Here is a 13,955-nt window from a genome sequence, read left to right as displayed (position 1 = left end):
TCTTGACACCCGGCGCCGAGCGGGCGCGACGTTCACGGTGAACGGAACGTTAACGAGGCGAACGGTGGTACTGCACATCCACCGTGCGGTCGGTGAATCCGAGGCTGCGGTACAGGCGAACCGGCCCGGCGCTCTCGGCCTCCACATACAGTTCCACGCTCGAGCAGCCGCGCCGCCGGAGGCGGGCCAGGCCCGCCAGCATGAGGGCGCGACCGAGGCCTGCGCCGGCGGCATCCGGATGCACGCCGAGCACGTAGATTTCGCCGAGCGGGGCGCCCGGTTCGATCTTGACCCAGTTGTAACCCAGGATGCGTCCGGGCGCGGCGTCATCCGTGCTCGCCCGGGCAAGCAGCAGGTCGCCGGCGTCGAACCAGGGTTCGGCCATGCGGGCGGCCAGATCGGCCTCGGTGACGGCGCCCTGCTCGGGATGCGTGGCGAAGACCAGCGCGTTCAGGCTCACCCAGTCGGCGTTGTCGCCGGGCTCGTCGGCGGTGGCCGCCCGGAACCCGGTGATGGCGACACCGTCGGGCAGCACAGGGGAGGCCTCGGTGTCGGCGTCGGTCAGCGGACGTTCCAGCTGCAGCAGGGTGCGCACGGCGCTGAAGCCGAACCTGTCGGCCAGGGTGCGGGCGCCGGGCAGGTCGCCGTGGGCCCAGGCGGTGAGGTCGCCGGACATGCCGCCCTCATCCTCGAACAGGCGGCGGAGCGCGGCGGTGGCATGGCCGCGCCGGCGATAGCGCGGATGCACGACGAGGGCGATCTGCCCCTCCCCGACGATCGCGGCGCCGACAGCGTCTTCGCCCTCGAGCAGCAGCTGCGGGCTGCGCCGCCCCGACCGGGCATCGAGCAAGGCCTGTTCGTTGAACGGGCGGTAGCCATCCGTGTGCGCAGCCGCATCGGCCACGTCGTGGAAGCGCGCCGCGAAAGCGGCGTCGGACAGGTCAGGCGCCGACAGAGTGCGGGACACGATCTCCTTCTTCCTCGTACACGTTGAACCGGTAGCCGACGTTCCGCACCGTTCCGATCAGGGACTCCTGGTCGCCGAGCTTGGCGCGCAGCCGCCGCACGTGCACGTCGACGGTGCGCGTGCCGCCGAAGTAGTCGTAACCCCACACCTCGCTGAGCAGCTGCTCCCGGGTGAACACCCGCGACGGGTGCGCGGCGAGGAAGCGGAGCAGCTCGAATTCCTTATAGGTGAGGTCGAGCGGTTTGCCGTGCACCTTGGCGGAGTAACTGGCCTCGTCGATGACGACACCGGCGGCGCGGATGGTGGGGGAGGGCGAGTTGTGCGGGGTGCGGCCGGCGGCGAGCCGGATGCGAGCATCGACCTCGGCGGGGCCGGCGGTGTCCAGCACCACGTCATCGACACCCCAGTCCGGACTGACCGCGGTCAGACCGCCCTCGGTGATCACCAGGAGCAGCGGCACACTGCTTCCCGTGGTGCGCAGAATCTGGCAGAGCGACTTGGCGGCCATCAGATTGGACCGGGCGTCGACCAGAATCAGGTCGGAATCGGGCGCTGTGACGAGCTGATCGGCCTGGGCCGGAATGAGTCGTGTGCTGTGGGACAGCAACGCCAGGGCCGGTAGAACGTCATTATTCAGGGCCGAGGTCAGGATCAACAGCTGCGCCACGCAGGTCCTCCAAGTATCGTGCGGCCCATACTAGCGTGCCACGGAATGCGACTCGGGCGTGCAGAATGGGACAGTGAGCTGGAAGCGTTTGAGTGTAGTGATGATTTGGTTGGTCGCCGTCGTCTGTGCGGTGCTGACCGGCGTCCTTGTCGCCCCCGCGGACCGGCTGGTGTGGGTCAGCCTGTCCCTGGCCGGTTGTACGATCCTCACCCTCGCCGCCCAACTGTCCACGGGGCAGAAGGAAGGCTACGTGCACAGAGTCACGCTCAGCCTGGTGGGTGCCGTGCTCGTTCTCGGTGCCGCGACGGGGTTGTTCGCCCTGATCGGCCTCGTATAACACTTCGCCTCACCTGGCGGCTTCCGGCCGGCCAACGGCTAGAGTTGGGGCATGTCAACGCTCGCACTCGAAATCCTGTTCCTGGGCCTCCTCGCGCTGGCCAGCCTGTCGATCGCCTGGGTATCCGGCATCGTGCTGTTCAAGCTGTTCCGGGGCCAGCGGTAACCCAGCGTGTACGAACTTCCGGTCGGCCTCCCGTCCGAACTCGTTCCGCTGTCGTGGCTGATCGGCGTCTGGGAGGGGTCGGGGATCCTCGACTACACAGTTGACGGCAAGAAGGTCACCCGTGAGTTCGGGCACCGGATCAGTTTCAGCCACGACGGTCTGCCGCACCTGAACTACAGCTCGTATACCTGGCTCGAGCCCGAACCGGCCGCCCCGGATGCCGACGGCACCGTCGCCCCGACCGGTGCACCGGTCCCGCTGATGACCGAAACCGGCTATTGGCGGCTCAGCCGCCCCCAGGAGGCCGGCGACCCCGGCCCCGGCCTGTTGCCCGGTGTCGGGCCGGCGCCGTTCCAGACCGCGGAAGCCGTGGAGACGCTGCGGAACACCGACGGGGGTTTCGACATCGAGGTGAGCCTGGTGCATCCTGGCGGCATCATCGAGCTCTACCTCGGCCAGGTGAAGGGTCCGCGCATCGATCTCGCCACCGATGCCATCGTGCAGACCAGCGGTGCCAAGCCGTACGCGGCCGCCACCCGGCTCTACGGCCTCGTCGACAGCCATCTGCTCTGGGCATGGGACATCGCCGCGCTCGGCCAGGACCTGCAATCGCACGCGTCCGGACGGCTCAGCCGCGCGTCCTGACCGGCTCGCTGCGCACCGTGACCGGGCGCAACCGGCTGAGCCCGAACACCGCCGCGCCGGCCGTGATGACGGCCACGGCGATCAGCAGCACGTAGAGCAGCACCGAGCCGTACCCTGTCACCGGGTTCAGGAACGGGTACGGCACCCAGCCGTCCGTCGCGCCGCGCACCAGGACAACCGCGCACCAGAGCACCGGATAGACCAGCACCACCCACAGGCGGCGCCACGGTAGCGGCCCCCGGTCAGCCACGAGCGCCCAATCGAGCAGGCAATACACCGGGAAGACAACGTGCAGCACGGTATTCGCCCAGGGCAGCTCCACGCCGCCGGGCAGGCCGACAAGCAGGGTGTTGTAGACCAGGCCGACGACGATCATGTATGCCGTGGTCGCCGCCCTGGCCAGGACCAGCCAGGCCGGCGCCGTCCGGCCGAGCAGCACCAACACCGCGGTGGCGCTCAGCGCGGCGGCCGCCAGGAGGTTGGACTGGATGGTGAAGAACCCGAAGAAGTTGAACGGGTTGATGGTGGCCCGCGACGCCGTGGAGAAGAACGTGGCGCCGACGGCGATCAGGGTCAGTGCCGCCGCACTGAGGCGGAGTGCGGCGATCGAACGGGCGGGAAGACGCATTTATAGCTCCTTGCCGGGTGACGGCCGGGACGTGAGGGGAATACGGGGGACCGCTCAGACCGTTGGGCTAGCATATGGGCCGGAGTTCCCCCCTGTCGACAGCGCTCAGGCGGTCTCGTCGGCAGGGCGCCCGGAGCATTCACCGAAGGAGAGCTCGATGACCACCACCGCCGAACCGCTCGCAGCCGCCGCAGGGTCGCCGCTTCTCGAACTCGACGGCGCCGTGCAAGCCGACGGCATCGACGTCGGCGTCGCCGCGCACTACGGGAGCCCGAACGCCGAACAACGCAAGCTGCTGGCCGGGACGGCCATCGTGGACCTGTCCCACCGCGGGGTGCTCTCCATCGCCGGCCCCGACCGGCTCACCTGGCTCAACTCGATGTCCAGCCAGGAGCTGCGCGGCCTCACCCCCGGCCAGTCCACCGAGACCCTGCTGCTCGACCCCGCCGGCCACCTCGAATACGCCATCGCCCTGATCGACGACGGAGTGGAGAGCTGGCTGCTCGTCGAGGCCGCCGAGCTGCCCGGCCTGCAGGCCTGGCTCGACCGGATGCGGTTCACCCTGCGTGTGCAGGTGGTGGACCACACCCTCGCCTACGCCACCATCGGCACCATGGCCGCAGACCCCGCGGCGCTCCCGCTCGGCCCGGCGAGCCCGAACGGGGTGCCCTTGGTCTGGCGCGACCCGTGGTCAGAGGTCGCTCCGGGCGGCTGGCAGTACGCCGCCGACACCGACCACCCCGGCGCCGCCTGGCACTGGACTGAGGTCCTGATCCCGCGGTCGGCGTTGCCGGCCCTGCGTGACGCCATCGCCGCCGGCACCGTGCAGGCCGCGGGGCTCCTGGCCCTGGAGGCGCTGCGCATTGCTGCCTGGCGCCCCCGCGGCGCCCTGGACGCCGACGAGCGCACGATCCCGCACGAACTGGACTGGCTGCGCAGCGCCGTGCACCTGAACAAGGGCTGCTACCGCGGTCAGGAGACCGTCGCGAAGGTGCACAACCTCGGCCACCCGCCGCGCCGGCTGGTGCTGCTGCACCTGGACGGTTCCGATTCGGTGTTGCCCGCGCACGGCGACGAGGTGCAGGGCGACAGGTTCGTCGCCAACGCCGCACCCGAGCGCCGCACCGTGGGCGCCATCACCTCCAGCGCCATCCACTACGAGCTCGGACCGATCGCCCTCGCCGTCATCAAGCGCACGGTGCCGGGAACGGTGACCCTGCACGTGCTCTCCCAGGGCCTCTCGATCACCGCCAGCCAGGAGGTCATCGTGCCGGAGTCGGCCGGGTCCGTGGCGGAGATCCCGCGGTTGCCGCGGTTGGGCGTGCGGGTTCCCCGCGGCTGAATGCGGGGTATCCGGCGGGACTTTCGTCACGCAGACGGGTACGGTGTGTCCGCGTGCGCCTCGCTAGAGTTGGAGCATGTCTGCTCCCTATACCCTCATCCTCCTCCGCCACGGCAACAGCACCTGGAATCAGCAAAACCTCTTCACCGGTTGGGTGGATGTGCGTCTGAGCGACCAGGGCCGGGCCGAGGCTCTGCGCGCCGGCGAGCTGTTGGCCGAGTCCGGTCTGCTGCCGGACATCCTGCACACCTCCGTGCTCACCCGCGCGATCCAGACCGCGAACATCGCCCTCGAAGAGGCCGACCGCCTCTGGATCGACGTCAAGCGCTCCTGGCGCCTCAACGAGCGCCACTACGGCGCTCTGCAGGGCCTGGACAAGGCCGAGACCCTCGCCACCTACGGTCCGGAGCAGTTCCAGACCTGGCGTCGTTCGTTCGACGTGCCGCCGCCCGTGCTCGACGACTCCTCCGAGTGGTCCCAGGCTAACGACGCGCGTTACGCGGACCTCGGTGACGACCTGCCCCGCACCGAAAGCCTCAAGGACGTCATCGCCCGGATGCTGCCGTACTGGGAGTCCGACATCGCCGCGGACCTCCGCACCGGCAAGACCGTGCTCGTCACCGCGCACGGCAACTCGCTGCGCGCCCTGGTGAAGCACCTCGACGGTGTCTCCGACGCCGACATCGCCGAGCTGAACATCCCCACCGGCATCCCGCTCGTCTACCGCCTCGACGAAGACCTCAAGCCGATCGGCGCCGGCGAGTACCTCGACCCCGCCGCTGCCGCAGCCGGCGCCGCCGCCGTCGCGGCCCAGGGTAAGAAGTAACCCACAGCCCAACAAAAAGCCCCCGTCACTGACGGGGGCTTTTTCGTGTGCGGATGCGACCTATTCGGTCGGCGTCGGCTGGTGCCAGTCGCCGGTGCCCAGGTACTGCACCTTCTTGGCGATCGACACCGCGTGGTCGGCGAACCGCTCGTGGTAACGGCTGGCGAGGGTGGCGTCGACGGTGTCGGCGGCCTGGCCCTTCCACGTCTCGCCGAGCACGGCGTCGAACACGCTCAGGTGCAACGCGTCCACCTTGTCGTCCTCGTTGCGGATGTCCTCGGCCAGCTGCATGTCCTCGGTGGTGAGCAGCTCGGCGAGCATCTTCGCGATCTTCACGTCGAGAGCGCCCATCTCGGCGAACGTCGGGCGCAGGCTCTTGGGGATCACCTTGTCGGGGAACCGGTACCTGGCCAGCTGCGAGATGTGCGTTGACATGTCGCCCATCCGCTCGAGCGATGCACTGATGCGCAGTGCGCTCACGACGATCCGCAGGTCCCGGGCCACCGGCTGCTGCCGGGCCAGGATGGTGATGGCCAGCTCATCGAGCTCAACGGTGAGGGCGTCGATCTTGTCGTCGTCGGCGATGACCTCTTCGGCCAGCGCCACATCGGACTTGTTGAAAGCCTGGGTGGCCTTCTCGATGGAGATGGCCACGAGGCGTGCGATCTCGGCGAGGCGGTCCTGCACCTCGGCGAGCTCTTGCTGAAATACTTCTCGCATTGTGTCTGTGGTCCTTCCTGGTCGCGCCAAAGCGCGCGAACGCATGAGACCCGCCTGGCCCCCGAACAATATTGGCGAACGAGGGTTAACGGCAGGTGCCGTGCGACTGAACAATTACCAAAGTAGCGTGTGCCCACCCTTGCCGTCGCGATCGACTCGTGCCAGAGTCACTAATCTGGTGAAATGGAATCGACCTGGCTTGTGTTGCTGTCTCTGGCACTGGGCCTCACCGTCGGTGCCGGGTTCGTGACCTTGCTGTATGTCGCGGAACGGCACGGCAAGCGGGCCGCCGAGGTGGTCAACCCGGCGGTTCCGGACGGCATAGACCAGGTTCTCGACGCGTTGGAGAGCGCCGGGCTGGTGCTGGACCCGTCGAACAACGTGATCAAGTCCTCGCCGGGGGCGTTGAACATGGGGCTGGTGGTGAACCAGCAGCTGGCCCATCCGGAGCTGCTGGACCTGGCCCGCGGCGTGCGCCGCACCGGAGAGGCCGTGTCGGAGGAGCTGGTGCTCTCCAGGGGCCCGTTCGGCGACGCGAGCATGCACCTGCGGGTGCGGTTGGCCCGGCTGGGCTCCCGCTACGTGCTGCTGCTCGCGGAGGACCGCACCGAGGCGTTCAGGCTCGACGAGGTGCGCCGGGACTTCGTCGCCAACATCAGCCACGAACTGAAGACCCCGATCGCCGCCGTCGGGCTGCTCGCCGAGGCCCTCGGCCACGCCGCCGACGAGCCCGTGCAGGTGCGGCGTTTCGCCGACCGCCTCACCACCGAGGCCGGCCGGCTGGCCCGGCTCACCCAGGAGATCATCGAACTCTCCAGGCTGCAGGCCCAAGACGCCCTCCGGGAACCTGAACTGCTCGACATCGACGACATCGTGGCCGCCGGCATCGACCAGAACCGGGTCGTGGCAGATGCCGACCGCATCACCATCGCGTTGGGCAAGAAGTCCCGCGCCAAGGTCTACGGCGACGAGAGACTGCTCGTGATGGCCGTGCACAACCTGGTCGCCAATGCCGTGCACTACTCGGCGCCGGGCTCCAGGGTCGGCGTGGGGGCACGAGTGTCGGACGGGGTGATCCAGGTCACCGTCACCGACCAGGGCGTCGGCATCCCGGAGAGCGACCTGGACCGGATCTTCGAGAGGTTCTTCCGCGTCGACCAGGCCCGGTCCCGCAACACCGGCGGCACCGGCCTCGGCCTGGCCATCGTCAAGCACGTCGTGCAGATCCATGGCGGCGACATCCGGGTCTGGTCACAGCCCGGCCATGGTTCGACCTTCACCATTCGCCTGCCAGAGGCGACCCACCCCGCACCAGCGGCGACAGGAGACACCCCATGACCCGAATCCTTCTTGTTGAAGACGAGCAGGCGCTGAGCGAGCCGCTGAGCTTCCTGCTGGAACGGGAGGGCTACGAGGTGACGGTGGCCGAGGACGGCCCGAGCGCCCTCGCCGAATTCGACAAGGCCGGTGCCGATCTGGTGCTGCTGGACCTCATGCTCCCCGGCCTCCCCGGCACCGAGGTGTGCCGGGAGATCCGCACCCGCTCCGCGGTGCCGATCATCATGCTGACCGCCAAGGACTCCGAGGTGGACATCGTGGTGGGGCTCGAGCTGGGCGCCGACGACTACGTCACCAAGCCGTACTCGACCCGGGAGCTGCTCGCGCGCATCCGGGCTGTGTCGCGCCGGCACACCGATCCGGCCGAAGAGGATGACGGCGTCCTCGCCGCCGGCACCGTGCGGATGGACATCGAACGGCACACGGTGTCGGTGTCCGGCGCCGTGGTGAACATGCCGCTGAAGGAATTCGAGCTGCTCGAGTTCCTGCTGCGCAACGCCGGCCGGGTGCTTACCCGCGGGCAGCTGATCGACCGCGTCTGGGGCACCGACTACTTCGGTGACACCAAGACCCTCGACGTGCACATCAAGCGCATCCGCTCGCGCATCGAGGCGACGCCGTCGGAGCCCACGATGCTCGTCACCGTGCGCGGGCTCGGCTACCGCTTCGAGGCCTGACCCGCCGGGCGGCCATCCGCCCCTGAAACATCAGAATGCCCCGTGACCCAAGGTCACGGGGCATTGTGATGCGGTTCGCGGAAGTTACGGGGCCGTGGTGGCTTCCGGTGTCGCCGCGGGCGCCGGGACCTCGGCGGCGGGCTCCGTCGGTGTCACCGTGGGAACCGGAGGTTCGGTGGGCACCAGGGTGGAGTACTCCGCCAGGGTGCCGTCGAGCACCGGCACGAGAAGCTCGAGGCCGGTCAGGTCGCCGTACTGGAAGTACACCGGGAACAGCGAACCCGCTGTTGCGTTGAGGTTCTGGACGGCGACACTCTCGCCACCGGGGATCCCGATCTCGGTGGTCGCGTTGGCGTCGATCGTCAGGGTCGTGTCGACCTTTTCGTCGACACCCTCGTACTGCACGAGCAGCTCGATGTCTTCGTCGGCGCTGTTCACCACGTGCACGACGAGGTTGGCGTTCTCACCGTCCTCGGTGATCAGCATCGCGTTGCGGATGGCCAAGTCGCCCAGGTCCCCGCTGACGCCGTCGCTGGCGTCGTACTGGATGGTCGTCGCCTGGGGGGCGAACAGATTGCATCCGCTGGTGCCCAACAGGATGCCGGCCGCCACTACGACGGTTGCCATGGTTCGCGCTCTCACAAGACCTCCACAAGAGTTCAGCGTTCAGCCCAAGTGGCGTGAACGCTGCAGATTTGGCTCGAGTTTACCTTACGGAATCGTGCCGGGCAGGGCGGACCCTGATGAGCCGCGAATATCCCCTCAAAAGGGTGCCGGGGAGGGGTGGTATCATAGACGTTGCTGAAGGGATATCAATACATGTTATTTGAAGTCGGCGAAACAGTCGTTTATCCCCACCACGGCGCTGCGACGATCACCGAGGTGAAAACTCGCATCATCAAGGGTGAAGAAAAACTGTATTTGAAACTCAACGTCACCCAGGGGGACCTCACCATCGAGGTGCCCGCCGAGAACGTCGATCTTGTCGGTGTGCGCGACGTGATCGGTCAGGACGGCCTCGACCGGGTCTTCGAGGTCCTGCGCGCTCCGTTCACCGAAGAACCCACCAACTGGTCACGCCGGTACAAGGCCAACCTGGAGAAACTTGCCAGCGGCGACGTCATCAAGGTGTCCGAGGTCGTGCGCGACCTGTGGCGCCGGGATCAGGACCGCGGCCTGTCAGCCGGGGAGAAGCGGATGCTCGCGAAGGCGCGGCAGATCCTCATCTCCGAACTGGCCCTGGCCGAGAAGACCGACGAGGACCAGGCATCAACCGTGCTCGATGAGGTGCTCGCCTCGTAGAAGATCCTGTTCCAACGACAGGCGGCACCCCGCGGTGCCGCCTTTCGCACGTTCAGCCCCAGCCTCACCCAGCCCTTTCCACCCTGCGTCACCGCGCCCCACCAGATAGCCTCCAGACATGACTGAATTCCCGGTATCCGCCGTCGCGGTCATCGTCGTCGCCGCCGGCAGCGGCAGCCGGCTCGGCAGAGACCAGCCCAAGGCGTTCGTGCCGCTGGGGGACCGCAGCATCCTCGAGCACGCCCTCGCCGGCGTGTTCGGCCTGAACGAACCGGCCCAGGTCATCGTGGTGGCGCCCGAGACGCACCTGGCCGAGACCAGGACCATCGCCGGCCGCGTCGCCGGCCCCGCCGCCTGGTACCTCGACGTCGTCGCCGGCGGCGACACCCGGCAGGCATCCGTGGCCCGCGGGCTCGCCGTGGTGCGGTCCGGTGCCACCGTGGTGCTCGTGCACGACGCCGCCAGAGCGCTGACCCCCGCCGCCCTGATCGACGCCGTGGTGGCCGCCGTCCGCAGCACCGGCCACGGAATTGTTCCCGGTCTTCCCGTGGTGGACACCATCAAGAGCGTCGACGCGGCTGCCACCATCCTGGGCACCGTCGACAGGTCACAGCTCTCCGCCGTGCAGACCCCGCAGGGCTTTCCCCGCGCCATGCTCGACGCCGCCTTCGCCTGGGCCGCGACCCTGCCGTCAGCGGATGCGCAGGATCTCACCGACGACGCGGCGCTGGTCGCCGCATCCGGCAACACCGTCAGCGTCATCCCCGGTGACCCGTTGGCATTCAAGGTCACGACCGCCTGGGACCTGCGCCGCGCCGAACTCCTGCTCCGCGACGACGTCGGCGCACCGGCATCCACCGACCCGCGGGTGGGTACGGGGCTGGACGTGCACGCCTTCGATGACACCAGCGACCTGTGGCTGGCCGGCCTGCACTGGCCGGGGGAGCGGGGCCTGTCCGGGCACAGCGACGGTGACGCCGCCGTGCACGCCATCTGCGACGCCATGCTCGCCGCCGCGGGGCTGGGCGACATCGGCCAGGTCTTCGGCACCGCAGACCCCCGCCTCACCGACGCACACGGCGAGGTGTTCCTCACCGAGACCCTGCGCCTGGTCACCGAGGCCGGCTACAGGGTCGGCAACGTGACGGTGCAGATCATCGGCAACCGCCCCAAGCTCGCCCCTCGCCGGATCGAAGCCCAGGAACTGCTCACCGGCATCCTGCACGCCCCGGTGTCGGTATCGGCGACCACCACCGACGCTCTGGGCTTCACCGGACGCGGCGAGGGCATCGCCGCCCTGGCCACCGCACTGCTTCACCCGATCAGCCCCACCCGAGCATCCGACCGACCCTCGCCTAAACTGAACCAGTGAGCATGCGACTATACGACTCGAAGGCCCAGACCCTTCGCGATTTCCTGCCGATCGTTCCGGGCAAGGTGGGAATCTACGTCTGCGGACCCACCGTGCAGTCGTCGCCGCACATCGGTCATCTGCGCAGCGCCCTGGTCTATGATCAGCTGCGCCGCTGGCTCAGCTACCGCGGCAACGATGTCACCTTCATCCGCAACGTCACCGACATCGACGACAAGATCCTCCTGAACGCTGCGGGCACCACCGAGCAGTGGTGGGCGCTCGCCTACCGCTTCGAGCTCGAGTTCACCGCCGGTTACCAGAAGCTGGGCATCCTGGCGCCCACCTACGAACCCCGCGCCACCGCGAGTGTGCAGGAGATGCAGGACATCATCGGCCGCCTCATCGACAACGGGCACGCCTACCCGGCCGCCGACGACTCCGGCGACGTGTACTTCGACACCCGCAGCTGGCCCGCGTACGGCGAGCTGACCCGGCAGAACCCCGACAACATGGAAGCGGCCACCGACGCCGACCCGCGCGGCAAGCGCGACGCGCGCGACTTCGCCCTCTGGAAGGGTCACAAGGCCGACGAACCTGCCTCGGCGGGCTGGGTCTCCCCGTGGGGAACCGGCCGGCCCGGCTGGCACATCGAATGCTCCGCCATGGCCGCTCGTTACCTCGGCCCGCAGTTCGACATCCACGGTGGCGGCCTCGACCTGCGCTTCCCGCACCACGAGAACGAGCTGGCCCAGTCCAATGCGGCCGGTGACGGTTTCGCGAACTTCTGGGTGCACAACGGCCTGGTCAACACCAACGGCCAGAAGATGTCCAAGTCGCTGGGCAACTCGGTCTACGCGGCCGAGCTGCTCGACCAGGCCCGCGCCATCGTGGTGCGCTACTACCTCGGCGCCGCGCACTATAGGTCCACCCTCGACTTCCACGAGGGGTCGCTGGCCGAGGCCGAGGCCGCCCTCGAACGCATCGAGAGCTTCCTCGACCGCGCCGACCGGCGCCTGGCCGACACCCGCTTCGCCGGCTCCGGCGTCGAGATCGTGCCGGATGACTTCGCCACGGCCATGGACGACGACCTCGCAGTTCCGCAGGCGCTCGGCGTGCTGCACGACACCGTGCGCGCCGGCAACGCGGCCCTCGACGCCGAGGACCTGCACGCGGCCGCGGCCGCGCGCGGTCAGGTTCTCGCGATGAGCGAAGTCCTCGGCATCAACCCCCTGTCGCCCGGCTGGGCCGTCGCGACAGATGAACCCGCCATGGTGGCCCTCACCGCCCTCGTCGAGCGCCTGCTCGACGACCGGGAGACCGCCAGGCAGAGCCGCGATTACGCGGCTGCAGACCGTATCCGGGACGAGCTCGTCGCCGCCGGCATTACCATCGAAGACACCCCGTCGGGTGCACATTGGAGTTTTGACTGATGAAGAACACAGATCGCAAGTCGCGCACCGGCGCGGTGCGCAAGGGCAGCAGGGGACCGCAGGTCGGTTCCGGCGGCCAGGGCCGTCAGGCTCTCGAGGGCAAGAAGCCCACCCCCAAGGCCGAAGACCGTCCGTACCACCCCGCCGGTAAGGCCAAGGCCGCCAAGGACCGCTTCGCCGCGGCCGGCGGCGGCCGCAGCCGCGCCCCGGGCGGCTCCGGTGCCCCGCGCACCGGCCGCAACACCGGAACCGGCAACACCGGCGGCGGCGGTTCGTCTACCCGCAAGGCAAAGTCGGATGCCGAGTTCGAGGTCGTCACCGGCCGCAACTCGGTGCTCGAGGCGCTGCGCGCCAAGATCCCCGCGTCGGCGCTGTACGTGGCCACCCGCATCGAAATGGATGACCGGGTCAAGGAAGTCCTCAAGCTCGCCACGACCCGCAACATCCCGGTGCTCGAGGTCATGCGCCCCGAAATCGACCGGCTCTCCGGTAAGGACGCCGTGCACCAGGGCCTCGCGCTCAAGGTGCCCGCGTACGAGTACGCGCACCCGATCGAGCTGCTCGACCTCACCATCAGCCGCGGCCACAAGCCGCTGTTCGTGGCGCTGGACGGCATCACCGACCCGCGCAACCTGGGTGCGATCATCCGCTCCACCGCGGCGTTCGGCGGCCACGGCGTCATCGTGCCGCAGCGGCGTTCCGTCGGCGTGACCGCGTCGGCCTGGAAGACCTCGGCCGGTGCGGCCGCCCGTCTGCCCGTGGCCATGGCCCCCAACCTCACCCAGACGCTCAAGGCGCTCAAGGAGCGCGGCATGCTCGTGATCGGCCTCGACGGCGGCGGCGACACCGAGCTGCCCGAGCTGGGCCTCGGCTATGCCGAGCGTCCCATCGTCGTGGTCGTCGGCAGCGAGGGCAAGGGCCTGTCCCGCCTCGTCACCGAGACCTGCGACGCCATCGTGTCGATCCCGATCAACGCGAACACCGAGTCGCTGAACGCCGGAATCGCCGCCGGTGTCACCCTGTACGAGATCTCCAAGCTGCGCGCCGAGGCCCTCGCGGCCAAGGTCGCCAAGGCTGCCGCGGCGGCGGAGGCCTAACCCGCCAGGTTGTTCGTCTGAGAACGGCGTGGATCGTCCCTTCGGGGTCGGTCTGCGCCGTTTCTTGTTGGTGGTGGAGGTGCTGTGGCCCGGTTCACGGCGTGCTGATATGGACGCGGGTGCTTCGGTGGGTGCCGCGCGTCCCGTCCCGTAGACCCTGCGTGCGCCACGTCGTGGGCCCAGATGCGTGAGTTGCCAGTTGAGGCCCAGTGCGACGCTGTCAGGGGGCCTCGACTGGCAACTCGTCGGCGGACCTCATGCTGAATTGCCAGTTGGCGCCCATTGCGGACGCCCGAGAGGGCCTCAACTGGCAACTCGGCGGACCGGACGAACGGGCGCGCGAGTTGCCGCACAGTGTCCCTGGGGAGCATCCGAAGGGGTCTTTGGGCGCAAGTCGGCGCAGCCAAATGTCGCGAGAACGCGCAAAATGCCCCTTCGGACCTGCCGAAGGGGCATTCTG

Annotated in this window: 15 protein-coding genes; 10 read left to right on the top strand and 5 right to left on the bottom strand. The window is 68.7% G+C overall.

Annotated features, from left to right (window positions below):
- Positions 1-49: 49 nt before the first annotated feature.
- A complete protein-coding gene (gene mshD / locus B7495_RS13650; protein ID WP_240632255.1) occupies positions 50-967 on the bottom strand; it encodes a mycothiol synthase in 918 nt (305 codons plus the stop codon).
- Entirely contained in the window at positions 942-1,634 is a 693-nt protein-coding gene (locus tag B7495_RS13645; protein ID WP_088457064.1) for a response regulator transcription factor, read from the bottom strand. Before B7495_RS13645 ends, mshD begins: the two co-directional genes overlap by 26 nt.
- A 97-nt stretch (positions 1,635-1,731) precedes the next feature.
- Here B7495_RS13645 and B7495_RS13640 point away from each other — a divergent pair, with 97 nt between their 5' ends.
- Both B7495_RS13640 and B7495_RS13635 read left to right on the top strand, forming a co-directional pair.
- The gene (locus B7495_RS13640) at positions 1,732-1,971 is read left to right on the top strand and encodes a hypothetical protein (protein WP_165791107.1); all 240 of its coding nucleotides are present in this window, start codon (positions 1,732-1,734) and stop codon (positions 1,969-1,971) included.
- 171 nt (positions 1,972-2,142) lie between these two features.
- A complete protein-coding gene (locus B7495_RS13635) occupies positions 2,143-2,781 on the top strand; it encodes an FABP family protein (RefSeq protein ID WP_088457062.1) in 639 nt (212 codons plus the stop codon).
- On the opposite strand, the gene B7495_RS13630 is transcribed toward B7495_RS13635, so the two are convergent.
- Entirely contained in the window at positions 2,765-3,409 is a 645-nt protein-coding gene (locus B7495_RS13630; protein ID WP_088457061.1) for a Pr6Pr family membrane protein, read from the bottom strand. The two genes, B7495_RS13635 and B7495_RS13630, sit on opposite strands and share 17 nt — an antisense overlap.
- Before the next feature lie 157 nt (positions 3,410-3,566).
- Here B7495_RS13630 and B7495_RS13625 point away from each other — a divergent pair, with 157 nt between their 5' ends.
- Entirely contained in the window at positions 3,567-4,751 is a 1,185-nt protein-coding gene (locus B7495_RS13625) for a folate-binding protein YgfZ (protein WP_088457060.1), read from the top strand.
- Positions 4,752-4,827: 76 nt separating this feature from the next.
- Positions 4,828-5,577 carry a phosphoglyceromutase gene (locus tag B7495_RS13620; RefSeq protein WP_088457059.1) on the top strand — a complete coding sequence of 250 codons (750 nt, stop codon included), beginning with the start codon at positions 4,828-4,830 and terminating at the stop codon, positions 5,575-5,577.
- A gap of 60 nt (positions 5,578-5,637) precedes the next feature.
- Here B7495_RS13620 and phoU read toward each other — a convergent pair whose 3' ends face one another.
- Positions 5,638-6,297 (bottom strand): phosphate signaling complex protein PhoU, encoded by a 660-nt coding sequence (gene phoU, locus B7495_RS13615; protein WP_088457058.1) that lies wholly within the window; start codon positions 6,295-6,297, stop codon positions 5,638-5,640.
- A gap of 183 nt (positions 6,298-6,480) precedes the next feature.
- Between phoU and B7495_RS13610 the strand changes: the two genes are divergently transcribed.
- Positions 6,481-7,635 (top strand): cell wall metabolism sensor histidine kinase WalK, encoded by a 1,155-nt coding sequence (locus B7495_RS13610; protein ID WP_088457057.1) that lies wholly within the window; start codon positions 6,481-6,483, stop codon positions 7,633-7,635.
- Positions 7,632-8,312 carry a response regulator transcription factor gene (locus B7495_RS13605; RefSeq protein WP_088457056.1) on the top strand — a complete coding sequence of 227 codons (681 nt, stop codon included), beginning with the start codon at positions 7,632-7,634 and terminating at the stop codon, positions 8,310-8,312. Before B7495_RS13610 ends, B7495_RS13605 begins: the two co-directional genes overlap by 4 nt.
- A gap of 84 nt (positions 8,313-8,396) precedes the next feature.
- Here B7495_RS13605 and B7495_RS13600 read toward each other — a convergent pair whose 3' ends face one another.
- Positions 8,397-8,939 carry a hypothetical protein gene (locus B7495_RS13600; protein ID WP_088457055.1) on the bottom strand — a complete coding sequence of 181 codons (543 nt, stop codon included), beginning with the start codon at positions 8,937-8,939 and terminating at the stop codon, positions 8,397-8,399.
- A 192-nt stretch (positions 8,940-9,131) separates the two neighbouring features.
- Here B7495_RS13600 and B7495_RS13595 point away from each other — a divergent pair, with 192 nt between their 5' ends.
- From B7495_RS13595 to rlmB, 4 genes are all read left to right on the top strand, one after another.
- A complete protein-coding gene (locus B7495_RS13595; protein WP_088457054.1) occupies positions 9,132-9,614 on the top strand; it encodes a CarD family transcriptional regulator in 483 nt (160 codons plus the stop codon).
- A gap of 118 nt (positions 9,615-9,732) precedes the next feature.
- The gene (gene ispD, locus B7495_RS13590) at positions 9,733-10,986 is read left to right on the top strand and encodes a 2-C-methyl-D-erythritol 4-phosphate cytidylyltransferase (RefSeq protein ID WP_088457053.1); all 1,254 of its coding nucleotides are present in this window, start codon (positions 9,733-9,735) and stop codon (positions 10,984-10,986) included.
- The gene (gene cysS, locus B7495_RS13585; protein ID WP_088457052.1) at positions 10,983-12,398 is read left to right on the top strand and encodes a cysteine--tRNA ligase; all 1,416 of its coding nucleotides are present in this window, start codon (positions 10,983-10,985) and stop codon (positions 12,396-12,398) included. Before ispD ends, cysS begins: the two co-directional genes overlap by 4 nt.
- Positions 12,398-13,495 carry a 23S rRNA (guanosine(2251)-2'-O)-methyltransferase RlmB gene (rlmB, locus tag B7495_RS13580; protein WP_088457051.1) on the top strand — a complete coding sequence of 366 codons (1,098 nt, stop codon included), beginning with the start codon at positions 12,398-12,400 and terminating at the stop codon, positions 13,493-13,495. The genes cysS and rlmB overlap by 1 nt, the downstream gene beginning before the upstream one ends.
- Positions 13,496-13,955: the final 460 nt, after the last annotated feature.

Origin of the sequence: Cryobacterium sp. LW097 (genome assembly GCF_002205495.2) — a bacterium.
Taxonomy (GTDB): domain Bacteria; phylum Actinomycetota; class Actinomycetes; order Actinomycetales; family Microbacteriaceae; genus Cryobacterium; species Cryobacterium zongtaii.
Note: the sequence above shows the minus strand (reverse complement) of the source record. Positions and strands in the feature narration are given on the sequence as shown.

Coding starts and splice junctions, on each gene's coding strand:
- phoU (WP_088457058.1), bottom strand. CDS start 6,297: ATGCGAGAAGTATTTCAGCAAGAGCTCGCCGAGGTGCAGGACCGCCTC.
- B7495_RS13620 (WP_088457059.1), top strand. CDS start 4,828: ATGTCTGCTCCCTATACCCTCATCCTCCTCCGCCACGGCAACAGCACC.
- ispD (WP_088457053.1), top strand. CDS start 9,733: ATGACTGAATTCCCGGTATCCGCCGTCGCGGTCATCGTCGTCGCCGCC.
- B7495_RS13595 (WP_088457054.1), top strand. CDS start 9,132: ATGTTATTTGAAGTCGGCGAAACAGTCGTTTATCCCCACCACGGCGCT.
- B7495_RS13600 (WP_088457055.1), bottom strand. CDS start 8,939: ATGGCAACCGTCGTAGTGGCGGCCGGCATCCTGTTGGGCACCAGCGGA.
- B7495_RS13630 (WP_088457061.1), bottom strand. CDS start 3,409: ATGCGTCTTCCCGCCCGTTCGATCGCCGCACTCCGCCTCAGTGCGGCG.
- B7495_RS13605 (WP_088457056.1), top strand. CDS start 7,632: ATGACCCGAATCCTTCTTGTTGAAGACGAGCAGGCGCTGAGCGAGCCG.
- B7495_RS13625 (WP_088457060.1), top strand. CDS start 3,567: ATGACCACCACCGCCGAACCGCTCGCAGCCGCCGCAGGGTCGCCGCTT.
- B7495_RS13610 (WP_088457057.1), top strand. CDS start 6,481: ATGGAATCGACCTGGCTTGTGTTGCTGTCTCTGGCACTGGGCCTCACC.
- rlmB (WP_088457051.1), top strand. CDS start 12,398: ATGAAGAACACAGATCGCAAGTCGCGCACCGGCGCGGTGCGCAAGGGC.